The organism is Chlamydia psittaci 6BC, from assembly GCF_000204255.1.
Taxonomy (GTDB): domain Bacteria; phylum Chlamydiota; class Chlamydiia; order Chlamydiales; family Chlamydiaceae; genus Chlamydia; species Chlamydia psittaci.
This window is the reverse complement of the sequence record NC_017287.1, coordinates 872715-895003: the sequence shown is the minus strand read 5'-3', so window position 1 is coordinate 895003 and position 22289 is coordinate 872715. Positions and strand designations below refer to the sequence as shown.

The following is a 22289-nucleotide window of genomic DNA, read 5'->3' as shown; positions in this document are numbered from 1 at the left end:
TTAGAGAGTGCTTTTTTGTGCTTTTGCTAATTTATCTAAAAGAAGACAAATAGAAAGGAAACCGTTGCGCATTTGCTCTAGGGAGAAGTTTTCTTCTGCAGCATGAATGGCATCACTTACATAAGATGTGCCGCAAATAATCGGTTCTGTTTTTGAGATGGCACCTAATAATGAAGCTATAGGAATAGTAGCTTCCATAAATACTCTCAGACACGGCTGGTGATACAGTTGGGAGTAAATCTCTTGTAAAGCTAAAACAATGGGTAAATTGGGAGAACTTCTCCATCCCGGAGAACCCTCAAAGATCTCATAAGAGAATTTCAATGTAGGGGGAACGAGTTTTTCTAAATGCTGGATAACTTGCTTTACTGTTTTCTGAGGATCCTGTTTAGGAACTAACCTGCAAGAAAGATAAGCAGTCGCTTTATAAGGAATGACTGTTTTAAATCCCGGTCCTGTATAACCTCCAGAGATACCATTGATATCTAAAGTAGGATAAATACTCAAAGCTTCTTCTACAGTTGTTGCTGGAGAATATAGAGTAGGACGAAATCCTAAACTTTTTTCCCCATCTTTTAAAAGATTGCTTTTCGGATTGTCACTGCGCTCACTCTCTTCAGGAAGAACAACGTCATCATAAAAACCTTCTACAGCGATAGAATTATCCTTGTGGTGTAGTGATGCCAGCATTTCTGCTAAAGCCCTATTTACGTTATAGGCAATACCACCAAAAATGCCTGAGTGCATATCTTTCTGGCCTTCTTCTAAGGTGATTTTCATAATTGCTAAACCTCGAGCGCCTATACTAACAGCAGGAGCTTTTGCAGAAGAAAAACCTCCGTCAACAATTAGGAAATAATCAGCTTGTAATTGCTCTTTCTTCTCTTCAAGAAAAGCCTTTAATGCAGGGCTGTCGCTTTCTTCTTCTCCCTCAATGATCCAGGTAATGTTTGCCGGGAACCCTTTTCTGGATTGATAATAGTGTTCAAGAGCCTTCCAGGTATAGAAACACTGCCCTTTATTATCGGAAGCTCCTCGAGCAATCAGATGTTCTCCTTTTTTTCTCATTGTAAAAGGATCGGCTAACCATCCATCTGCCATATCCGCGGGTTGTACATCGTAATGATTGTAGAGAAGTAGGGTGGGGGCTGTTGAACCTGCTTCACGGTAAGTAGCATAAATTATAGGAGGGTGGCCCGGTTTTTCCCATAATTCTATTGAGAATATATCTTTAAGATTGTCAACTAAGAAAGCAGCGCAGCTTTCACAGTTGGATAGACAACTAGGATCTGCAGATATAGAACGAAAGTGAAGAAAATCTGAAAATTCCTTGAGTAATTTTTGATAATGACTTTCAAAATAATTGAGATCATTGTTCATAACTTCCCCCAGGAGTTATTGAAAATAATACCCAAGGTAACTTAACTTGGTTTTGCTGAAAAGCAAGAACATTATAGTGTAATTAACTCTATAAAATTAAAAAAAGATGGAGAACACCTGATGTGTCACATTAGGGATTTGGATAGAGTATGAAAGCTGGAGATACATATAGAAATTTCGTCGTTAAGTTAAGTCAAGATCTCCCTGAGATAGAAAGCAAATTACTCGAGGTGGAACATAAACCTTCGGGCGTTTCTATTATGATGATCGTTAATAACGATGATGAAAATGTTTTCAATATTTGCTTCAGGACTTGCCCATCAACTTCTAATGGAGTGGCTCACGTTTTAGAGCACATGGTGCTTTGCGGTTCCAATAATTATCCAGTGCGAGATCCCTTTTTCTCCATGACACGACGTAGTTTAAATACGTTTATGAACGCCTTTACAGGCGCAGATTTTACCTGTTATCCTGCGGCATCACAAATTCCAGAAGATTTTTATAATTTACTCAGCGTATATATAGATGCTGTTTTTCATCCTTTATTGACTGAAAATAGCTTTTTACAAGAAGGATGGAGATATGAACTCAATCCTGAAAATGCCCTAACTTATACCGGTGTGGTTTTTAATGAGATGAAAGGCGCGATGATGTCAGGAGAATCTCGGTTGTCAGAGGCATTAAATGCGGCTTTATTCCCTTCGGTTACCTACGGTGTAAATTCTGGAGGCGAACCTAAGGAAATTCTTACCCTATCTCATGAAAGTGTTATAGCGTTTCATCAGAGCCAGTACACTCTTGGACGTTGCTTATTTTATTTTTATGGAAATATTAAACCTTCTAGACATTTGGATTTTCTCGAGGAAAAGCTATTACGTCATGTAGGGAAGCTAGAAAAACAAACAGTTACTGTTCCTCTGCAAAAAAGATTTAAAGAACCTGTAAGGAATATCCTTAAATATCCTTCGGATACACAAGATGAAGACAAGGTTCTTTTTGGTTTATCGTGGTTGACATGTTCTATATTAGACCAACAAGAATTATTGGCTTTGCATGTTCTTGATGTTGTTTTAATGGGCACCGACGCGGCTCCTTTGAAATCCCGCTTGTTAAAATCAGGATTTTGTAAACAAGCCGATATGGGAATTGATAGTGAGATTCGAGAGATTCCTATCACCATCGTGTGTAAAGGATGTTCTCATGGAGGAGCTCAAAAATTAGAATCATGGATTTTTGCTTGTTTAGAAGAGATCATCAGAGAAGGTATCCCGAATCATTTGGTTGAAGCTGCTGTACATCAACTAGAACTGGCAAGAAAAGAAATCACAGGGTATTCCCTTCCGTATGGCTTATCTTTATTTTTCCGTTCAGGATTGTTGCGACAGCATGGAGGGCATGCTGAAGATGGGTTAAGAATTCACAGCTTATTTGCTGATCTTCGAGAAAAGCTCAAACAACCAGATTATCTTCCAAAACTTATCAGGAAGTATTTTCTAGATAATCCCCACTTTGCTCGTGTGATACTTCTTCCTGATTCTGATTTGATTGCTATAGAAAATCAAGAAGAGCAAGCTCTTCTTAAAGAGATTCAACAGAAGCTTTCTTCTGAAGATATTGAAAAAATTCGTCTAACTTCTAAAATTTTGGAAGAATATCAATCTCAGAATGAAAATTTAGATAAGATTCTCCCAAACTTTTCTTTAGATAAGGTACCAAATTCAGGAAAAGAATTTCCTCTTGTTAAGGAGAATGTATCTCGTGGGGAAGTTCTCCATCATGATTGCTTTACCAATGACTTGATCTTCGCAGAATTGGTAATGGATCTTCCTCCTTTGTCTGTTGAAGAACTTCCCTGGTTACGTCTGCTTGTTTTCCTAATGTTACAGTTAGGTTGTGGAGGAAGATCTTACAAAGAGCAGCTGGAATTTCTCCTAGAGCATACAGGAGGCGTCGATGTTTCCTATGAGTTCTCTCCACATGCTAATAACAACACTTTGTTATCACCATCAATAGGTGTGCGTGGGAAAGCTTTAATATCGAAAGCTGATAAGTTGTTTCAAGTTATGGGAGATACTCTCCTCAGTATTGATTTTACAGACGTAGCAAGAATCAAGGAATTACTCATGCAGCATAACGAGGCATTGACAAATAGTGTGCGCAATAGCCCTATGAGTTATGCTGTCAGCATGGCTTGCATGGATAAATCTATAACCGCAACGATGTCTTATTTAGCTTCAGGCCTGCCTTACGTAGATAAAATTCGTGATCTTACGAATAATTTTGATAAGGAAATAGACAATGTCGTCGGTATTTTACAATCCTTATATAAAAAGTGTTTCTTTGGTAAGCGTCAACTCGTTCTTAGTGGCAGCAAGGCAAATTATCAACACTTATATGAGAATAATTTCTATGGGATTTTAGATGTCGAAGGTCAATCGTGCGAACCTTGGGTAAATCCTTCTATAGATATGGTCCTAGGATCACAGGGTTTGTATATTCCTGCTCGTGCAGCCTTTAATGCTCTAGCTTTCCCTATAGGAGATTTGCCTTATGATCATCCTGATGCTGCTGCCCTTACCGTAGCTGCAGAAATTCTTGATAACACCGTGTTGCATACAAAAATTCGTGAACAAGGTGGAGCCTATGGATCAGGAGCAGCAGTGAATCTTGGTAGGGGAGCATTTTATTGTTACAGTTATCGCGATCCTGAAATTTTTGATTCCCATCAGGCATTCCTCTATGGTATCGAGGAAGTCGCTAAAGGAAATTTCTCGAATGATGATATTCATGAAGGAGTTCTTGGCGTTATCCAAAATTTAGATGCTCCAATTGCTCCAGGCACTCGTGCTTCTACAGGATATTATAGATTACGATGTGGAAGAATTCCTGCTTTACGGCAAGCATTCCGTAGAGCTGTCTTAGCTGTAACTAAAGAACATATCTGTTCTGTTATGAAGAAGTACCTACAGGATCACAAAGATAAAGCCACATTCATTTCCTTTGCTGGGAAAGACATGCTACAAGATAACGCTAGCCGATTTGATCAAGAGTTATCGATAAAATCAGCTTTATAGGTATTACAGCTTATCTTCTTGGAATAAGCGATCTTCTGAAGCGATGTCATCTTCTTCGCAGCCTGGAAGAAAAGATATTGCAGGATTATGGATAGGAGATGGATCCTCTACTCTGTGTAGAGAAGATGTTATCTCTAAATCTTCGAATTTCCGTAGTGTTGGTAATATCCTATGCTGCAAGCTAGACGACATATCATTATAGCTTTGCACAGTATTGTTAAGATTTTTCCCAATCTTGTGGAAATAGTTAAAGACCACATGTAAACGATGGTGTAACTCTTTTCCTAATTGTCCTATTTCCTGGATCTGTGCTCTTAAGTTTTCCTGTTTCCATGTATGAGCAACAGTTTTTAATAAAGCGAGTAGTGTTAAAGGTCCCGATAGAATGACATTAGAAGTGGCTGCGATATCGATAAGTTCAGGAGCAATACGTAGAGCATCATTAAAAATACTCTCGCCAGGAAGGAAAAGAATGACAAATTCTGGGGAGTAATGAAATTTTTCCCAGTAGCTTTTTGATTTTAGTGTTTTGATATGATCCTTGATTTTCCCTACCAAGTCAGATTTATCAGAAGTATCCCCAGACAAATATGTTTCTGAAAATGGAGCCTTGGAATCGATGATCAAACAGCGTTCGTGAGGGAGACGGATGACCATATCAGCTCGTACTGAACCTTCAGTATCGGTAGCTTGTGTTTCATAATCGCAATATTTAAGCATACCTGAAAGCTCTAAGATTCTTTCTAACTGAATCTCTCCCCAACGGCCTCGTGATCCTGGATGTTTTAAGATATCCGTCAAAGCTTGAGCTTCTTTTTCAAGTTTTTTTTCCGCAGCAAGAAGCTGGGAAATTTGTTCTTTTAAGGAACCACGATCTTCAGCATGCTTAGTCTCGAAAGTTTCTAAGTTTTGCTTAAAAGCAGTCAGCGTAGCCTGAACAGGAGTTAATATAGATTCAATAGTTTTAGATTTCTCAGAGAAGTAGCTCTTTGTTTCTTCTTTCATCTCTTTAATAAGAGATTGTGAAGAAACAGCAAGTTTATTGCTGAAATCCTCCATCAGTTGTTCTTGACGACGTGATAACTCTAAAGAACTTTTAAGGAGTTCATTTTCATGCTCCAAATTTCTTCTTGCTTCGGAATGCGAAGATTCTCTCTTGCGATAATAATAAGAAGATAAAGAAATCCCTAAGCCGAGGCCAAGGCAAGCAACAAGAAGATGTGTTATTGAAAAGTCTATCATAACCGTTTTGTCTTTCTCTGATATGTGATCGCAAAAATAGGGAACCCTACCAAAACATATAACCAAGAAACTAAGAAAAATACTTCGGTAAAATGATCAACAAGACCTAGGAAAAACAAACATGCGACTAAGCCAGTAGTAACGACAAGTAAAAAAGAAGAAACTTTAAAACGTAGGTTTTTGAGCCCTGGGAATTTCCAAGGGGAGATCATCAAACTTCCAATAAATAGTAGACCTAAAGAAATCAAAGTAACACGCACTTGTACCGGAAGTACTGTACCAAAGTCAGAGGCTATGAATAAAGCTAAAGAGACAACACATGCAGCAGCAGCAGGAATCGGCAAACCGATAAAGCATGGAAGCCGTGTTGTTTCGTTCGGTTTTTTAGAGAATAAATTATAACGGACTAGCCGTAACACTCCACACAAGGAGTAAATTATAGAAGTGACTAAAAGCAGAGAAGAAAAAAATCCTCCAGCGTACACACCATCAAGACTCTTAATTGCAATGAGTGGAGGAGCTATACCGAATGTGACCGCATCAGAAAGAGAATCAAATTGTGCTCCGAAAGCACTTTCAGCTTTCATAATGCGAGCAATAGCACCATCAGAAAAATCTGCAATCATTGCACTAATTAACAAAAGCGAAAGCCCCTGTAAACGATGCAAGAGTTCTACAGAAGATGATGTCTTTAAAACACTCTTAAAAATAATAAAAAGTCCACAACAGAGACCGAAGGCTGTGATAGCGTTCGGAGTCACGACTCGACGCTTGCCTCGGATTTCTGGTTCCAATTCTGCCATGAGAATTCCGGAAGTTCGTTACAGGTCTAAGCATAATATATTCATCAAAAATCAACAAGTTTTTGCCAAAAAGATCATCGTATATCTAAGTTAAAAAATGTTCCTCAGAAGGATATTTTTTTCCAGAGAATGATCGTACTTTTCAATTGCACGAAACGTTGTCTATTCCTATATATGGTATACAAGTGCATAATGTTTCACTACATATTGGGTTTTCTAGAAGAAACGTCTTCTAGGAAAGGGAGACTTTTCTCTAAGTTTTTTGATGTTCAACTATGAGAGATCTTCTGGGATTTTCCTAAGTGTTTAGTCGAATTCCGTTATTGCTTAGAAATACTTATTTTGAATCGAAAATACAGATTTTAGGGGATGATATATGGTCGAGGTAAAAGAGAAACATTATACTATTGTAAAACGTAATGGCATGTTTGTTCCCTTTAATCAGGAACGGATTTTCCAAGCTTTGGAAGCTGCTTTTCGTGATACACGTAGTCTGGAAAATGATTCTCCCTTACCCAAAGATTTAGAAAATGCTATTTCCGATATCACTCATAGAGTTGTAAATGAAGCCGTTCAAAAAATTAGAGAAGGTCAGGTTGTTACTGTTGAACGTATTCAGGATATGGTAGAGAACCAGTTGTATGTGAATGGTTTGCAAGATGTCGCTAGAGATTATATTATCTACAGAGACCAGCACAAGGAACAACGAGAAGGGTCTTGGCATTGTGTTTCTGTCATACGTAGGGATGGAAGTACTGTAAAATTCAATCCCATGAAGATTTCTGCAGCCTTAGAAAAAGCTTTTAGGGCCACACAGAAAATCACAGATGTTTCTATTCAAGAGATTCTTTCTGAGATCAATGGGCTGACGAATAAAATAGTAGAAGAAATCTTAGGCGTTTGTTCTCCAGAAAAAACTATTGATATAGAAGTCATACAAGATATTGTTGAAAAACAATTAATGGTAGTTGGCCATTATGACGTAGCTAAAAATTATATTTTGTATAGAGAAGCACGTTCTAGAATTCGTGAAAACAAGCAACAGATAGATGCTCAGAAAGATCCTGTTGAAGAAGTATATGATGTCGTTAAAAGTGACGGAACTACATATTCGATAAATAAATCTCAGCTAATTGATAAATTTATTTGGGCGTGTCAAAGATTCCCTGAAACAACAGATCCCCACGTGCTTGCTGATATGGCATTTGCCAATTTCTATTCTGGAATTAAAGAATCAGAAATTGCTTTGGCCTGCATTATGGCAGCGCGAGCCAATATTGAAAAAGAGCCTGATTACGCATATGTAGCAGCCGAGCTGCTCATGGATGTGGTCTATCAAGAGACCATGGGGAAAACCGCAACGGATTCTGATCTTGCTGAAGCGCAAAAGCAATGTTTTAAAAACTATATTCTTAATGGAGAAACGTATCGGTTAAATCCTCGTTTGAAAGAGTATGACCTTGATGCTTTGGCCGAAGCTTTAGATATATCTAGAGACCAAAAGTTCTCTTATATGGGAGTACAAAATCTTTATGATCGTTATTTCAATCAACATGAAGGGCTTAGAGTAGAAACAGCTCAAATTTTTTGGATGCGTGTTTCCATGGGGCTTGCGTTGAACGAAGGTGATGATAAAACTTTCTGGGCCATTACTTTCTACAATCTCTTGTCTACATTCCGTTATACGCCAGCAACACCTACCCTGTTTAACTCTGGAATGCGTCATTCACAATTAAGTTCTTGCTACTTGTCTACAGTACAGGATGACCTCGCGCATATTTATAAAGTCATATCAGATAATGCTATGCTTTCTAAATGGGCTGGAGGTATCGGTAATGACTGGACTGGAGTACGTGCTACAGGCTCTTTGATTAAAGGAACTAACGGAAAAAGCCAAGGTGTCATTCCTTTCATTAAAGTAGCGAATGATACAGCAATTGCTGTGAATCAGGGAGGTAAACGCAAAGGCGCTACGTCCGTATATCTAGAGACATGGCATCTAGATTACGAAGATTTCTTAGAGTTAAGAAAGAATACTGGTGATGAGCGTCGACGTACTCATGATATCAATACTGCAAGCTGGATTCCCGATTTATTTTTCAAGCGTTTAGAGCAGCAGGGTATGTGGACTCTATTTAGTCCCGATGATGTTCCTGGATTACATGAGGCTTATGGTATCGAATTTGATAAGCTTTATGAAGAATACGAAAGCAAAATAGATACAGGAGAAATCAAATTATATAAGAAGATACCGGCTGCAGATTTGTGGCGTAAGATGTTAAGTATGCTCTACGAAACAGGACATCCATGGATGACCTTCAAAGATCCTTCTAATATTCGTGCTGTGCAGGATCATGTTGGTGTTGTACGTTGTTCGAACTTGTGCACAGAAATTTTGTTAAACTGCTCAGAGAATGAAACAGCAGTTTGTAACTTAGGTTCTGTAAACTTGGTAGAACATATTGAAAATGGTGATATCAATGAAAAGAAACTTGGGGAAACGATATCAATAGCTATTCGTATCTTAGATAACGTCATAGATCTTAACTTTTATCCAACTCAAGAAGCGGCTAACGCTAACTTATCTCATAGGGCTGTTGGTTTAGGAATTATGGGTTTCCAAGATGCCCTTTATAAACTGAATATTAGCTATGCATCTCCAGAAGCTGTAGAGTTTGCTGATAAGAGTTCAGAGCTGGTTGCATATTATGCCATACTATCTTCAAGTTTATTAGCTAAAGAACGCGGAACATATAGCTCTTACAAAGGTTCTAAATGGGATCGAGGTTATCTCCCACTAGATACCATAGAGTTATTGAAAGAATACCGCGGAGAACAAAATGTTTTGATGGATACATCATGTCGTAAGGATTGGAATCCTGTGCGTGAAGCAATCAAGTCTTATGGAATGAGAAACAGTCATACTATGGCAATTGCTCCAACAGCAACTATATCCAATATTATCGGGGTCACTCAATCCATAGAACCAACATATAAGCACCTGTTTGTGAAATCCAATCTTTCTGGAGAGTTTACAATTCCCAATGTCTATTTGATCAATAAGCTCAAGGAATTAGGAATATGGGATGACGATATGTTAGATGATTTGAAGTACTTTGACGGCTCTTTATTGGAAATAGAACGGATTCCTGATGATTTGAAAAAGATCTTCCTTACAGCCTTTGAAATTGAGCCTGAATGGTTAATTGAATGTGCTTCTAGAAGACAAAAATGGGTAGACATGGGTCAATCCCTCAATTTATATTTATCGGAACCTAACGGTAAAAAACTTTCTGCTATGTATCTCACAGCATGGAAAAAAGGACTGAAAACTACGTATTACTTAAGGTCCTTAGCAGCCACCTCTGTAGAAAAATCGTTTATTGATATCAATAAACGAGGAATTCAGCCTAGATGGATGAAAAACAAGTCTGCTTCTACAAGTATAGTCGTAGACAGAGCTAAGAAAACACCCGTCTGTTCTTTCGAAGAAGGTTGCGAATCTTGCCAGTAATATAAAAGAGAAGGATGGAAACAATGGAAGCAGATATTTTAGAAGGTAAATCAAAACGCGTCCAATTAAATAGCAAGCGCTTGGTTAATTGTAATCAGGTGGATGTGAATCAGTTAGTCCCTATTAAGTATAAATGGGCTTGGGAACACTATTTAAATGGATGCGCGAATAACTGGCTACCAACAGAAGTCCCAATGGCTCGCGATATCGAATTGTGGAAATCAAACAATCTTTCCGAAGATGAACGTCGAGTTATTCTTTTAAACCTTGGGTTTTTCAGTACAGCAGAAAGTTTAGTAGGGAATAACATTGTTTTGGCTATTTTTAAGCACATTACAAATCCTGAAGCACGCCAATATTTATTGAGACAAGCATTTGAAGAAGCTGTGCATACGCATACGTTTCTTTACATTTGTGAGTCTTTGGGACTAGATGAAGCAGAGGTTTTCAATGCTTATAACGAGCGCGCAACGATTAGGGCTAAGGATGATTTCCAAATGACCTTGACTGGGGATGTTTTAGACCCTAATTTTTCTACGAATTCGTTAGAAGGATTGAGCCAGTTTATTAAAAACTTGGTCGGCTACTACATCATTATGGAAGGGATCTTTTTCTATAGTGGTTTTGTAATGATCCTTTCTTTCCATCGTCAAAATAAGATGACTGGAATCGGAGAGCAATACCAGTATATTTTACGAGATGAGACTATCCATTTGAATTTCGGTATCGATCTTATCAACGGAATTAAAGAAGAAAACCCCGAGGTATGGACTCCAGAACTTCAAAGTGAAATTATCGCACTTATTGAAAAGGCTGTAGATTTGGAAATCGAATATGCTCGTGATTGCTTGCCACGTGGGATTTTAGGATTAAAAGCTTCAATGTTTATTGACTACGTACGTCATATTGCTGATCGTCGTTTAGAAAGAATTGGTTTGAAGCCTATTTATCATTCTAAGAATCCTTTCCCATGGATGAGTGAAACTATCGATCTTAATAAAGAGAAAAACTTTTTTGAAACTCGTGTAATAGAATACCAGACTGCTGCGAATTTAAGTTGGTAGTTTTTTGAAATCATTATTATATACGTACTTTGACGACTTTTGGGATTCCCAAAGGTCGTTTTTTTTTCTGATATAAATTGTATTTTCTCTCTTTTTTTCTTGAAAAGAAAACTCTTAAAGAAAACCGAAAGAGCTTCTATAATTTCTTGAGTTGTAATCTCTTATTATTATTTCTAAATGAAACCACAAGATTTAAAAGCTCCTTTTTTTTGGGAAGAACGTAAAACCCAAATCAAGGATGATGTCCTTTACATTCCTGAACATTATTTCAAACATGATCAGTTTGAGATGCCTAGTTGGGAAGAATTTTTCGGGAATAATCACCCAATTTTCTGTGAACTTTGTTCAGGGAACGGTGATTGGGTAGTTGCGCAAGCTAACAAAAACCCGAATATGAATTGGATAGCAGTTGAAAAACGCTTTGATCGGGTAAGGAAAATCTGGTCTAAAATGCATAATTCTCAAGTGAGAAACTTGAGGATTGTTTGCGGTGAAGCTCAAACCTTTTTCCGTCATTATATTCAGAATGAGGTTATACAACGTATTGTTGTTAACTTTCCTGATCCATGGCCAAAGTCTCGTCATCGTAAACATCGTTTATTTCAAGATGAGTTTATGAACGATATTGTTAGGGTTCTAGTAGACTCTGGAATTATCATTCTCGCTACAGATGATAAAAATTACCTTCTTCAGGCTATCAAGATTATGCAACAACGCTTACTGCCTCAATTGGAAGAGCCTTATTATTGTAAGATGCTGGAGAATTACGGAGATTCTTGGTTTGAAAGGTTATGGAGATCTAAAGGACAGGAAATTTTCTACACAGAATTTGTAAAGAAAGTTGGGATATAGCTGACTTGAACAGCTGACCTTCACGATGTCAACGTGACGCTCTAACCAACTGAGCTAATACCCCAAAAACTAGGGTATAATGTTATCGAGAAAAGAGTATCTTTGCAATAGGCTTATTGATGTTTAAAGGAATAGGATTGCTTCAAGGAAATGTCGTCCGGTTATCTCACGAAATCTTTCAACATGTTCTTACTCCTGGAGATACCGCTGTGGATGCGACTTGTGGGAACGGTAAAGATTGCTTGATTTTAGCCCGTATACTGCAAGGAAAAGGGAAACTGGTAGCCTATGATGTGCAAAGAGAAGCTTTAACAAAGGCTTCTCTTTTGTGTTCTAAATCTTTGTCTAATGAAGAAAAATCTATTATAGAATTTAAAGAGATGTCTCATGAACATATTAATGAGTCAGGAGCTAAACTATTTCATTATAATTTAGGTTACCTTCCTAATGGCGATAAGAGTATTACTACTTTAGAAAAAACAACTATCATGAGCATTCAAAAAGCACTTACCTTAGTAGCTCCTCAAGGGGTAGTTACCGTAGTATGCTATCCAGGTCATGCAGAGGGAGCAAATGAGATGTGTTCTGTCGAGGGACTGGCATGTACATTAGATCCTAAGCTTTGGGAAGTGGGCTCTTTCTATATTATGAATAGATATAAGGCTCCAAGACTTTTTGTGTTCCGTTCTCTTAGGGTAGTTGGTAAGGAATAATACGCACTTCTTCTTCTAAGTTGATTCCTTGTGATTGTAACTTGTCTCGAACCATTTGAATAAGCTGTTTCACTTCTTGAGATGTTGCTCTGCCCGTATTCACAATGAAATTAGCGTGCTTTGGAGATATTTGTGCTCCTCCTAGAGAAAAGCCTTTTAAACCAGCTTCATCGATGAGCTTTCCCGCGGAATTTCCTGGGGGATTACGGAAAATGCATCCCGCAGAAGGTTGTTGGTAGGGTTGAGAAAGTAACCTACTCCGAAGCAAGTCTTTTGCAATTTTTGCGGATGAAGAATTTCTAGATAGGCGGAAAGTTGCCGAAAGAATAAATTCATTGCAATCTTGAAAACGCGATGTCCGGTAACCAAATGCGAGTTCTTCAGCATTATGCGAAAGGATTTCTCCTTGAGAATTAATGACTTCCACGCTTTCAATTACAGAGGCAGTGTCTTGACTGCCGATTCCAGCATTCATAAATACAGCCCCACCAACTGATCCTGGAATACCTACTGCAAATTCTAAACCTGAATATCCTGAAGAAGAAAGAGTTTTCCCTAGAAAAGAAAAAGAAGTTCCCGAATAGACTTTGATAGTAGTTTCAGAGATAAATTCTTTTCCTTGTATACCATTACACAAAACAAAACCATCAAACCCTCGGTCATCGAATAAGCAATTCGAACCTTTCCCGACGATAATAAATGGATAGTTGTGACTGTGTAAGAACTGAATCACTTGCTGTGCTTCGCTAGCTGAACGCACTTCTTTAAAGTAATTCGCAGGACCTCCGATACGAAACGTAGAATACTTATTCAACCAAACACTACGGCGAACTGAAAAGGGGAAACGAATGGCAGTAGATGCTTTCACATTTAGAATTCCAGATAAGTTTAAAATAACATTAGGTTTAACAACACATTAGAGAAGTATCAGGGTGTGCTATCGGCGTAGCTAAACGAAAAATATCATTTAAAACTGCATGAACAAAAGAGCAAGCTTCAACATAGCTAAACTTCTTGACCAGCCTTGTAGCTTCCGCAATCAAGATAGCGGTATTGATAGGCTGCCCGTGAAAGTGCTCATATAATGTTAAACGCAAAACGTTTTTTTCCATCAAAGTCAGCTTCTCAAAAGAGGTATTTTTAACTGTTTGAGCAATTAATAAATCCAATTCAGAAGACTTTGCAAGGATTTCTTTTGAAAAATTTAAGGCAGAAGAAGCGTGTTTTTGAGTAACGGCAGTCTCTGACATTAAGAGAGGAACAAGGCTCTCTTCAGACATAGGATCCATGTCCAAGGCATAAAGCATTTGCAGTACGATCTCCCGCATTTTTTGTTTGGGGAGAGGACGAGGAAGTTTGACGTAAGACCCTAAGGAGCTTTCAGGAGTCAGAGTAGACATTATGACACCAAAACAACAATGATTTATTAGTTATAAAAATACATTTTCAGTTTGCTAAATTAGGAACTTAGTATAGAAAGACGCGAAATGAGAAAGTACTAAGGTTATATTTTATAAAGTTTTAAATGCAACAAAAAATCATAAACCTCAGGATGACTTTCAACCATTTTCTATTTAGAGAATTGTAAAAACAAGTTTTGAAAAGATGGGATTTGCCTATGTTAGGAGATGAAAAGTTCTCAAACAAGCTATTGAGCAATGGGATTTCAATTGCTTTTCTTTTAAGGATTCTCTAAGATTCTATCTTTCTTTGTCTAGATGAAGGGAAGATTGTTTCTATAGGTTTTCTCCAGGGCAAAGTACTAGCCTCTGATCATTTAAAGAATCGTGTTAACGAGCAACTGGGATAGAGTGTGGCATTAAATTTAAAAATTAACAGACAGATACGAGCTCCTAAAGTCCGTCTTATAGGTTCTGCTGGTGAGCAATTGGGCATATTGAATACCAAAGATGCTCTAGACTTAGCCAGGGAGTCCGATTTAGATCTTGTGGAAGTTGCTTCAAACAGCGAGCCACCTGTATGTAAAATTATGGATTATGGCAAATATCGCTATAATCTAACCAAGAAAGAGAAAGACTCTAAAAAAGCTCAACACCAAGTCCGTGTTAAAGAAGTCAAATTAAAGCCAAATATTGATGACAATGACTTTGCTACAAAGCTAAAACAAGCACGAGGCTTTATTGAGAAAGGGAATAAAGTAAAAATTACGTGTATGTTTCGAGGCCGTGAACTTGCCTATCCAGAACATGGGTACAAAGTTGTACAAAAGATGAGTCAAGGTCTTGAAGACGTAGGATTCATAGAATCTGAGCCAAAATTAAATGGCCGTTCCTTAATTTGCGTAGTCGCTCCGGGAACGGTAAAAACTAAGAAAAAGCAGGACAAAATCAATGCCCAAGATGAAAAGCAATAAGTCCGTTGCGGCGCGTTTTAAGTTGACAGGTTCTGGCCAGTTAAAGAGAACTCGCCCAGGCAAGAGGCATAAATTATCGAAAAAATCTTCGCAGGAAAAACGCAACCTATCTAAGCAGCCTTTAGTAGATAAGGGACAGGTAGGTATGTATAAGCGAATGATGCTTGTTTAAAGGTAAGGGAATTGTATTATGGTGAGAGCAACAGGTTCAGTAGCTTCCAGGCGCCGTCGTAAGCGTATATTAAAACAAGCTAAAGGCTTTTGGGGAGATAGAAAAGGCCATTTTCGTCAAAGCCGATCCTCAGTAATGAGAGCTATGGCGTTCAATTATATGCATAGAAAAGATCGTAAAGGTGACTTCCGTAGCCTTTGGATTGCTCGTCTTAACGTCGCTTCTAGAATAAACGGTTTATCCTATAGTCGTTTAATTAATGGCTTAAAGTGCGCAGGAATCGATTTAAATAGAAAAATGCTATCAGAAATGGCTATTCATAACCCTGCGGGTTTTGCAGAAGTGGCTAATCAAGCTAAAAAAGCTTTAGAGGCAAATCTTTAGGAAGTAAATCTCATGGCGATTCAAGAGGAGCTTGAAGCTACAAAGCAACAATTTTGTGCAGAACTAAATCAAGTTAACTCTTCAAAAGATCTTTTTGACCTAAAGGTTCGTTATCTAGGAAAGAAAGGTCTTTTCCGTTGTTTTGCAGATAAGTTAAGGGAGTGTCCTGCAGACCAAAAGGCTCTAATGGGTGCTTCCATAAATGACTGTAAGACCTATATCGAAAACCTAATCCGTGATAAAAATAACGCTATCCTTTTGGCAGAAGAAGCCGAGGGATTCTTAAGAGAAAAGATTGATATTACCTTGCCAGGAGAACCGCATTGTCCTGGAGGGAAACACATCGTGAAAAAAGTTTTAGACGATGTTGTGGATATCTTTGTTCATCTCGGTTTCTGTGTTCGCGAAGCTCCAAACATCGAAAGTGAAGAAAATAACTTTTCTTTGCTGAATTTTGAGGAAGATCATCCCGCGAGACAAATGCATGATACTTTTTACTTAGATGCTAAAACAGTATTACGCACACATACATCTAACGTCCAGGTTAGAGAATTACGAAAAGGGAAACCCCCTATAAAAGTCGTTGCCCCAGGTCTATGTTTCCGTAACGAGGATATTTCAGCACGCTCTCATGTGATTTTCCATCAAGTAGAGGCTTTTTATCTTGATCGTCATGTAACACTTTCTGACTTGACAGCGATGCTTACGGAGTTTTACCATACGTTCTTTGAAAGGGAAATAGAGTTACGTTTACGTCACAGCTACTTTCCTTTTGTTGAACCAGGAATAGAAGTCGATGTTTCTTGTGAATGTCGACAAGCAGGGTGTTCCTTATGTAAACATACTGGTTGGCTAGAAGTAGCTGGAGCTGGTATGATACACCCTCAAGTTTTGCGTAACAGCGGAGTTGATCCTGAAATCTATACAGGATATGCTGTTGGCATGGGTATCGAGAGGTTAGCTATGTTAAAACATGGTATTTCCGATATTCGTCTTTTCTGTGAGAACGACTTAAGGTTTTTACAGCAGTTTTCTTAAGGAAGAATGGCAGAGCGGTTTAATGCACCTGTCTTGAAAACAGGAGACCTGAAAGGGTCCGGGGGTTCGAATCCCTCTTCTTCCGTTTCTTTCTAGATATCAATCTTTTAGCGCATTTCAAGCTTTTCTCTTGTTTTTATCTTCTCTTATTTTTTTTATCAGTTTTTAATTTCTTTAATTCAACGTTTTATTAATCGTAGTTTCATTTTCTTTTTAAATTAGTTTGATGGTTAAATTATTTTTATAATAAACTAATATAACGATTGTAAGATAATAATCTAATTTTTTGATTCGTTTATAGAGTAAATATGCGAAAGTCTGGTCATAATTTTGAAAAAGCATTGCAGCATTTAGAGAAGTTAAAAAAGATTTCTTATAATTCGCCATCGTCTTTCATTAATAGCACCAGGTCGGATGATATATTTTCTGAAGATCATCATGTTGATGAAATGAAACAGGCGATCAAGAATATAGAGGATTATCTTAAGAAAGCCGGTTCTCTACCTAAGAGCGAAGCAAATAAGGCCTTACAAGAGTCTAATTTCCTTATCGCAGGGGTACAAAACGTATTTTCTTTCCTAGAAAGTAGAGAACGAGAGTTGTATCAGAGTTTAGTTCATGATTATTCTGAGCTAAGTAGGGTTTACAATAAAACGCAAGCCAATCTCAGCCGAAAGATTATTAAGGAGGAAGAAGAAGAAGAAAACGAAGAACTCATCGAACGGGAATTAGAAGAAATGCATGAGGAAGAGCATTTCTTAAATAACTTAGTAGAAGTGAAACGAGACCGTTCCTATGAGCTTTTCTACATGTCTGACGAGGAGAATAAGCGTTTTTATACAGATACACTCACTCAGATTATCTGCAAACAAGGGAAGATTCATGAAACAGCTCATGAAGGTGATCCTTTAACAAAAACATCGGTGTGGAATAGCGAAGAGCTTCATAATTTAGCGTCTTCATTAGTATTCACGAACGATATGCCTATACGGTTATTTTATCAGAAGGCTTTGAGTAATCTAGAGATTAAATCTACAGAAAAAATACACAATGCTGTCATGGGGCTATTCTTATCTAGATATCAAACCACCGTGGTTTCTAATAATCCTAAGAAAGATAACCTTCAATACTTCAATGATTTTCTCTATTTCTTGAGAGATGCATGGAAAACTCAAAACACTGTTCCTGATAATCAGACGCATTATCGACATACACACACTCTCATGTCTTCTTTAAGTAGTGGGATTTTTGAAACTAAACTGACATTTACAGAAGCAGCTCGATATTTATATTTTCATATAAACTCAAAAATCCAAGCTCAGGAAGATAAGAAACCTCTATCATCAGGACAATATGTTTCTGAGGTGTACGAAGAATTGTATCGGTTGTTTTCTAAATACCCAAGCGGTCCTTTATTTAAAGCGATAGACAGAATATTAGACTCGCGCGCCACAGTGTTTGATCCTATTGTTTTAGGAGTATTTCCGGGATTAGAAGGAACATTGAAGTTGGGAGATAAATCAATAAATATCATAAGATCTCCAAGCCCTATCACACAAAGCTCTATACTCTATGCGAATTGTAATGAGGAATTTATCGGGTTTCTCAATGCTAAGGAAGACCTAGGAGATATCACACTAATTTTAAACATACAGAATCGTTTATCTAGGAAAGATCGTGCAAGAAGCCGTGTGATAGAAGAAAGCTTAGATAGAATTGATAAGGCACATATATTTTCATTCCCAGAACCAGAGGATCTATTAAAACATATTGAAAAAGTTCACGGAGAACAAGAAACCTTTTTTGGATTCTTTTCGATTTTCAAAGAAGAATTCAATAAATCCGGATCCTTATCATTATTTTCCGTCCCAAGTATATCCAAAGGCCAAATTTATGATTTTCTTGACGCTAGCCTCTCAGTTCTAAAAGACACATTCTTTTCTAAGAAAAAGATTTTATTTAAAAACGATAAACTCTTGCTGTTGCATATTATTTCCTACCTAACCGTCTTCAAGCTTATAGAAATTATAGATCCAAATAACCTGATAGTCATGTCTAAGGATGGGTTGGATTACGCATCGATATTCATTGCAGGGTTGACTTTCTTTTCTAGTGAAGAAGCCTGGGATGAGCACAGATTAAAATTGCTTATGACAAAGGTTCTTGCACCCACTTTAGTAGCTAGAGACCGGCTTGTATTTGCACATCATATTGAATTGATGAGTAAATTTTTAAATTGTTTGAGGAAAAATAGACAAAACCTTTCTAACCTTAAACCGTTCTACAATTATGATTTAGAAAAATGGCAGTTCTCAGGTTATCTCAATGAAATTATTGAAGCTTAGCATAAGCATAGTTTGTGAATATAGCTAAGATAATTAATGGGAATAACATTACAGGTAATATCGGTAAAACACTACTGTTAGACAGAACCATACCTGCTTTTAAGAAGATAAAAAAGGTATTTATCGTTCCTAAAGGCACAAGGTAGGCAAGAGTCACTGTAGGAACACGACTGAATCTTAAACAAAGATACGCAGAGATAATCATCGAGGATATGCAAGCTAAAGGAGAAATTAGCATATAGTAAAACGTAGACAATAAAGATAAGATTCGCTGAGGAATAGTTGTAGACAACCCTAAGCCTGTGGCATTCCAAGGAATAGCTTGGAACGACTCCGAAAGGCGATTTTTACCTCCGGCCGTGAAAATTTTAGAAAAAGGATTATCGTAGAATCCAAATTCAATTTCAGGGAACTCTTTCATATCAGAGTATTCACTAAGCTCTATACTTCCAGATTCTGTTTCGGAAAAGCGTATAACATCAAGTCCTATAGGAAGAGATGGTGTTGTAAATGCCAGTTTTTCCATGGTGTAGATCGTTTTAGGATTTTTAATCCAAAACACCTGATTAAGAGTTAATGTTTTCTGCTCAATAGAAGAATAAAGTAGAACTGTTTGATCTTTAAGATAGAGAGCGGGGACTTTGTCATGGACTTTATCTAGAGTGCCTCTGTCCATATGCTCTTTGGTTATGGATATTTGTTCACATATAGGATGTAGCCATTGGAAATTCGCATACAAAAGTAGTGTAATAATAAAACTCGAATGGATCAAAGGAGCTGTTAAAGACTTCAAAGAGAGTCCGGAGGCTTGTAGGAGAAGGACTTCACGTTTATTTTGCATGGAAAATAGAGTGATGGTAGTTGCCACAGCAACTAGCTGGGGAATGAGAAATTCTGCTTTAAGAGCTATCTGTGATAGATAATAAAGAATAGAAAGCTTTAACGATGCCCCTGAAGCCAGAGAGGTAGTATTCCCTTTGATAGTATGAAGGGAGTGATGAATAGAGGCATAAAAAACAAAAGCCAATACAATTAATGATACTAAAGAAAACCAAAACTTGGTTAATACATAACGTTTCCAAATATACATGACTTATGCATAACCCCTATTTTCTCGATATGCTTTGATCGCAAAAACAATCCAAGAAACTACCTGAGGGAAAATAAACAACATAAGAGCAGGAAAGAGAGAGGACGTGTTTTTGCCAACTATTAATAAAATTAAATCTATAACGGGGAAAATACAATAAAGAGTTATTGATTTGCGAAATCTTGGTTTATAGGTTCCTAAAACCATGCCAGAATAGGTAAGAGTAATACAGAGCAAACCTATACCGATTCTTCTTAAGGTTTCGGGTAAATAGGTACGGCTAAATGATTGTTTTACAAGTTGCTTCCAAGGTAAATAATCTGTCCGTGTTTTCATGTAAGATTTTCCAGCAAATAACGTTGAAGTTATCTTAGGAATTAACATTTCATCCAAGGTCTCTATATAGTATTCTTTAGAATTCGAAGAGCGTTGATCTGTCAGTGTGGAGGGCAGCTTTGAGATCATAACAACACCCCGTGCTTGTACAGTATCATTAGCAACATCAGGAATGATAGTTTTAATCAGCCCTACATTAGCAATTTCTTTGTCTCTTTTTAAAGCAATAATCACATTATCAAATTTGCTTTTGGCACAATGATCCACAGTAATAAAAATACGATTGCTTTCTTTCTTCTGTAGTGTCTGGAGTAATAATGTCGGAGAAGTCATAGCCATATTGGCAATTTCTTTACAGGTTTGAAAACGACAAATAGAAGCCAATTCAGAACATGTATAAAAATTTACACAACAAATGGCGCAAGAAACCATAAGAACAGGAAAAGTGATGATCGCTTGGGAAGCTCCAGATGCTTTAAGGAAGGTGATTTGGTTATTATCAGACAATCCTCGAAAAAGCGTAAAAGCAGAAATAAAGCAAGAAATCGGAAGAATAAAGGGCAATAAGTAGGGAATCTGGTAAGCTGTTAGTCGCAAAACTGTCGGATAAGGAACATCTTTTGCTATGTAGCTAACGATTTCCTGAAGGGAACTAATAATAGAAATACAGATAAGGCTAAGCGTGCAAAAAGTCACAGTTTTTAAATAACGGAAAATTAGGACTTTCCATAGAATGGGCATAGCATACCTGGTATCAGGAGTTCTTCAAGGTTAAGGACAAAGTAAGCATATATCTGTAAGTTGATAAGCCTTAAAGTATTTGTAATGCATTTACACGGACATGTATTTAGATTATGTTATCTTGCCTACTCAGAAATGATAAGCGATTAGAAGTTTTTTTTTCTGCTTTAGATATGAAAAAAAGCTATCTGCTTGCTTTATCAGGAGGAAGCGATTCATTATTTCTCCTCTATCTTCTTAAATCTCGGGGAGTCTCTTTTACTGCTGTTCATGTAGATTATGGATGGAGAGAGTCATCCTATCGTGAAGCTGAGGAGCTTAAGCTTAGATGTCAAGAAGAAGGTGTCCCCCTTATAGTCAATCATGTTCCTTCCAAAGATAAAACATCAAAAGATCCAGAAAATGCTGCGAGACGTTATCGCTATGAATTATTTTATAAAATTTGTCGGGAAGAAAATCTTGCAGGGATCTTTTTAGCTCATCATGCTAATGATCAAGCAGAAACTGTTTTAAAACGCGTGTTAGAGGGAGCACATTTAGGAAATTTAAAAGGGATGACTAGTGAAGCATCCTACAACGGAATCCCTCTTTTAAGGCCTTTATTACATATCCCCAAACAGATTTTAATTCATACTTTAGATGCTGAAAATATTCCCTATGTTCATGATGTAACAAATACTGATGAACGGTATCTACGTGCTAGAATGCGTAATAAGATATTTCCTTGGTTAGAAGAGATTTTTGGTAAAAACATCACGCAACCTTTACTCACACTCGCTCAAGATTCTGAGGAACTTTCCTGTTACATGAAACAACAAGCACAACCCTTTCTTGAAAATATACGGCAAGAACATACAACGTGGTCTATTGAAATTCCTAAATCATTGATAGAACAAGTTTTTCTTGCTAAGTGGGTGTGTAAGGAGTTCTTTTATAAGGTTGGTATTGTTGTCTCAAGGCATTTTTTACAAATGGTTTATGATCATTTGAGCCGTAATTTACCAGCAGAAATGCGACTTCGAGATAAAAGAGTCATCGTAAAAGCTGGGGTAGTAATGATAGAATAGAAAGTATATAATGATCGTTCTTATACTGTATTCGAAGATGATGAGTAGTAGGTCATTGTATAAGCAGATTTTCATATTTTTTATTTTATAACTTGGTTTT

18 protein-coding genes and 2 tRNA genes are annotated in these 22289 nt (G+C 37.3%); 12 read left to right on the top strand and 8 right to left on the bottom strand.

Going from position 1 to position 22289, the window contains the following annotated elements:
• Positions 1-1380, bottom strand: a complete 1380-nt coding sequence (locus G5O_RS09050) for a M20/M25/M40 family metallo-hydrolase (RefSeq protein ID WP_006343444.1) — start codon at positions 1378-1380, stop codon at positions 1-3.
• Between the two features lie 149 nt (positions 1381-1529).
• On the opposite strand from G5O_RS09050, the gene G5O_RS09045 reads away from it, so the two are divergent.
• A complete protein-coding gene (locus G5O_RS09045; protein ID WP_006343443.1) occupies positions 1530-4454 on the top strand; it encodes an insulinase family protein in 2925 nt (974 codons plus the stop codon).
• Between the two features lie 3 nt (positions 4455-4457).
• On the opposite strand, the gene G5O_RS09040 is transcribed toward G5O_RS09045, so the two are convergent.
• Together G5O_RS09040 and G5O_RS09035 are read right to left on the bottom strand one after the other, a co-directional pair.
• A complete protein-coding gene (locus tag G5O_RS09040; protein WP_006343442.1) occupies positions 4458-5696 on the bottom strand; it encodes a DNA recombination protein RmuC in 1239 nt (412 codons plus the stop codon).
• Positions 5693-6499, bottom strand: coding sequence for a CDP-alcohol phosphatidyltransferase family protein (locus G5O_RS09035; protein WP_006343441.1), 807 nt, complete (start codon positions 6497-6499; stop codon positions 5693-5695). The genes G5O_RS09040 and G5O_RS09035 overlap by 4 nt, the downstream gene beginning before the upstream one ends.
• Before the next feature lie 376 nt (positions 6500-6875).
• On the opposite strand from G5O_RS09035, the gene G5O_RS09030 reads away from it, so the two are divergent.
• The 3 genes from G5O_RS09030 to trmB all read left to right on the top strand — a co-directional run bounded on the left by G5O_RS09030 (position 6876) and on the right by trmB (position 11929).
• Positions 6876-10013, top strand: coding sequence for a ribonucleoside-diphosphate reductase subunit alpha (locus G5O_RS09030; protein WP_006343440.1), 3138 nt, complete (start codon positions 6876-6878; stop codon positions 10011-10013).
• A 23-nt stretch (positions 10014-10036) separates the two neighbouring features.
• Positions 10037-11077, top strand: coding sequence for a ribonucleotide-diphosphate reductase subunit beta (locus G5O_RS09025; RefSeq protein WP_006343439.1), 1041 nt, complete (start codon positions 10037-10039; stop codon positions 11075-11077).
• 177 nt (positions 11078-11254) lie between these two features.
• Positions 11255-11929, top strand: coding sequence for a tRNA (guanosine(46)-N7)-methyltransferase TrmB (gene trmB / locus G5O_RS10370; protein WP_013462721.1), 675 nt, complete (start codon positions 11255-11257; stop codon positions 11927-11929).
• On the opposite strand, the gene G5O_RS09020 is transcribed toward trmB, so the two are convergent.
• Positions 11920-11993, bottom strand: a tRNA-Val gene (locus G5O_RS09020). The genes trmB and G5O_RS09020 overlap by 10 nt on opposite strands.
• A gap of 55 nt (positions 11994-12048) precedes the next feature.
• Between G5O_RS09020 and mnmM the strand changes: the two genes are divergently transcribed.
• The gene (gene mnmM / locus G5O_RS09015) at positions 12049-12642 is read left to right on the top strand and encodes a tRNA 5-(aminomethyl)-2-thiouridylate-methyltransferase MnmM (protein WP_006343438.1); all 594 of its coding nucleotides are present in this window, start codon (positions 12049-12051) and stop codon (positions 12640-12642) included.
• Here mnmM and murB read toward each other — a convergent pair.
• Together murB and nusB are read right to left on the bottom strand one after the other, a co-directional pair.
• Positions 12620-13510, bottom strand: coding sequence for a UDP-N-acetylmuramate dehydrogenase (gene murB, locus G5O_RS09010; protein ID WP_006343437.1), 891 nt, complete (start codon positions 13508-13510; stop codon positions 12620-12622). The two genes, mnmM and murB, sit on opposite strands and share 23 nt — an antisense overlap.
• Positions 13511-13547: 37 nt before the next feature.
• On the bottom strand, positions 13548-14042 hold the full coding sequence (gene nusB, locus G5O_RS09005) for a transcription antitermination factor NusB (RefSeq protein WP_006343436.1): 495 nt from the start codon (positions 14040-14042) through the stop codon (positions 13548-13550).
• Positions 14043-14455: 413 nt separating this feature from the next.
• On the opposite strand from nusB, the gene infC reads away from it, so the two are divergent.
• The 6 genes from infC to G5O_RS08975 all read left to right on the top strand — a co-directional run bounded on the left by infC (position 14456) and on the right by G5O_RS08975 (position 18955).
• Positions 14456-15016 carry a translation initiation factor IF-3 gene (infC, locus tag G5O_RS09000; protein ID WP_006343435.1) on the top strand — a complete coding sequence of 187 codons (561 nt, stop codon included), beginning with the start codon at positions 14456-14458 and terminating at the stop codon, positions 15014-15016.
• A complete protein-coding gene (rpmI, locus tag G5O_RS08995) occupies positions 14994-15188 on the top strand; it encodes a 50S ribosomal protein L35 (RefSeq protein ID WP_011006725.1) in 195 nt (64 codons plus the stop codon). The genes infC and rpmI overlap by 23 nt, the downstream gene beginning before the upstream one ends.
• Positions 15189-15206: 18 nt before the next feature.
• Positions 15207-15572, top strand: coding sequence for a 50S ribosomal protein L20 (rplT, locus tag G5O_RS08990; protein ID WP_006343433.1), 366 nt, complete (start codon positions 15207-15209; stop codon positions 15570-15572).
• Between the two features lie 12 nt (positions 15573-15584).
• The gene (gene pheS, locus G5O_RS08985) at positions 15585-16610 is read left to right on the top strand and encodes a phenylalanine--tRNA ligase subunit alpha (protein WP_006343432.1); all 1026 of its coding nucleotides are present in this window, start codon (positions 15585-15587) and stop codon (positions 16608-16610) included.
• Positions 16611-16695, top strand: a tRNA-Ser gene (locus tag G5O_RS08980).
• A 223-nt stretch (positions 16696-16918) separates the two neighbouring features.
• Complete coding sequence (locus G5O_RS08975) at positions 16919-18955, top strand: hypothetical protein (protein WP_006343431.1); 2037 nt, start codon at positions 16919-16921, stop codon at positions 18953-18955.
• Here G5O_RS08975 and G5O_RS08970 read toward each other — a convergent pair.
• Both G5O_RS08970 and G5O_RS08965 read right to left on the bottom strand, forming a co-directional pair.
• A complete protein-coding gene (locus tag G5O_RS08970) occupies positions 18942-20045 on the bottom strand; it encodes an LptF/LptG family permease (protein WP_006343430.1) in 1104 nt (367 codons plus the stop codon). The two genes, G5O_RS08975 and G5O_RS08970, sit on opposite strands and share 14 nt — an antisense overlap.
• Before the next feature lie 3 nt (positions 20046-20048).
• Positions 20049-21122, bottom strand: coding sequence for an LptF/LptG family permease (locus G5O_RS08965; protein ID WP_006343429.1), 1074 nt, complete (start codon positions 21120-21122; stop codon positions 20049-20051).
• A 113-nt stretch (positions 21123-21235) separates the two neighbouring features.
• On the opposite strand from G5O_RS08965, the gene tilS reads away from it, so the two are divergent.
• The gene (gene tilS, locus G5O_RS08960; protein ID WP_006343428.1) at positions 21236-22189 is read left to right on the top strand and encodes a tRNA lysidine(34) synthetase TilS; all 954 of its coding nucleotides are present in this window, start codon (positions 21236-21238) and stop codon (positions 22187-22189) included.
• Positions 22190-22289 lie beyond the last annotated feature (100 nt).

Excerpts from the sequence above, each read along its gene's own strand:
- G5O_RS09050 (WP_006343444.1), bottom strand. The coding sequence starts at position 1,380 with ATGAACAATGATCTCAATTATTTTGAAAGTCATTATCAAAAATTACTC.
- G5O_RS09045 (WP_006343443.1), top strand. The coding sequence starts at position 1,530 with ATGAAAGCTGGAGATACATATAGAAATTTCGTCGTTAAGTTAAGTCAA.
- G5O_RS09040 (WP_006343442.1), bottom strand. The coding sequence starts at position 5,696 with ATGATAGACTTTTCAATAACACATCTTCTTGTTGCTTGCCTTGGCCTC.
- G5O_RS09035 (WP_006343441.1), bottom strand. The coding sequence starts at position 6,499 with ATGGCAGAATTGGAACCAGAAATCCGAGGCAAGCGTCGAGTCGTGACT.
- G5O_RS09030 (WP_006343440.1), top strand. The coding sequence starts at position 6,876 with ATGGTCGAGGTAAAAGAGAAACATTATACTATTGTAAAACGTAATGGC.
- G5O_RS09025 (WP_006343439.1), top strand. The coding sequence starts at position 10,037 with ATGGAAGCAGATATTTTAGAAGGTAAATCAAAACGCGTCCAATTAAAT.
- trmB (WP_013462721.1), top strand. The coding sequence starts at position 11,255 with ATGAAACCACAAGATTTAAAAGCTCCTTTTTTTTGGGAAGAACGTAAA.
- mnmM (WP_006343438.1), top strand. The coding sequence starts at position 12,049 with ATGTTTAAAGGAATAGGATTGCTTCAAGGAAATGTCGTCCGGTTATCT.
- nusB (WP_006343436.1), bottom strand. The coding sequence starts at position 14,042 with ATGTCTACTCTGACTCCTGAAAGCTCCTTAGGGTCTTACGTCAAACTT.
- rpmI (WP_011006725.1), top strand. The coding sequence starts at position 14,994 with ATGCCCAAGATGAAAAGCAATAAGTCCGTTGCGGCGCGTTTTAAGTTG.
- rplT (WP_006343433.1), top strand. The coding sequence starts at position 15,207 with ATGGTGAGAGCAACAGGTTCAGTAGCTTCCAGGCGCCGTCGTAAGCGT.
- pheS (WP_006343432.1), top strand. The coding sequence starts at position 15,585 with ATGGCGATTCAAGAGGAGCTTGAAGCTACAAAGCAACAATTTTGTGCA.
- G5O_RS08975 (WP_006343431.1), top strand. The coding sequence starts at position 16,919 with ATGCGAAAGTCTGGTCATAATTTTGAAAAAGCATTGCAGCATTTAGAG.
- G5O_RS08970 (WP_006343430.1), bottom strand. The coding sequence starts at position 20,045 with ATGTATATTTGGAAACGTTATGTATTAACCAAGTTTTGGTTTTCTTTA.
- G5O_RS08965 (WP_006343429.1), bottom strand. The coding sequence starts at position 21,122 with ATGCCCATTCTATGGAAAGTCCTAATTTTCCGTTATTTAAAAACTGTG.
- tilS (WP_006343428.1), top strand. The coding sequence starts at position 21,236 with ATGTTATCTTGCCTACTCAGAAATGATAAGCGATTAGAAGTTTTTTTT.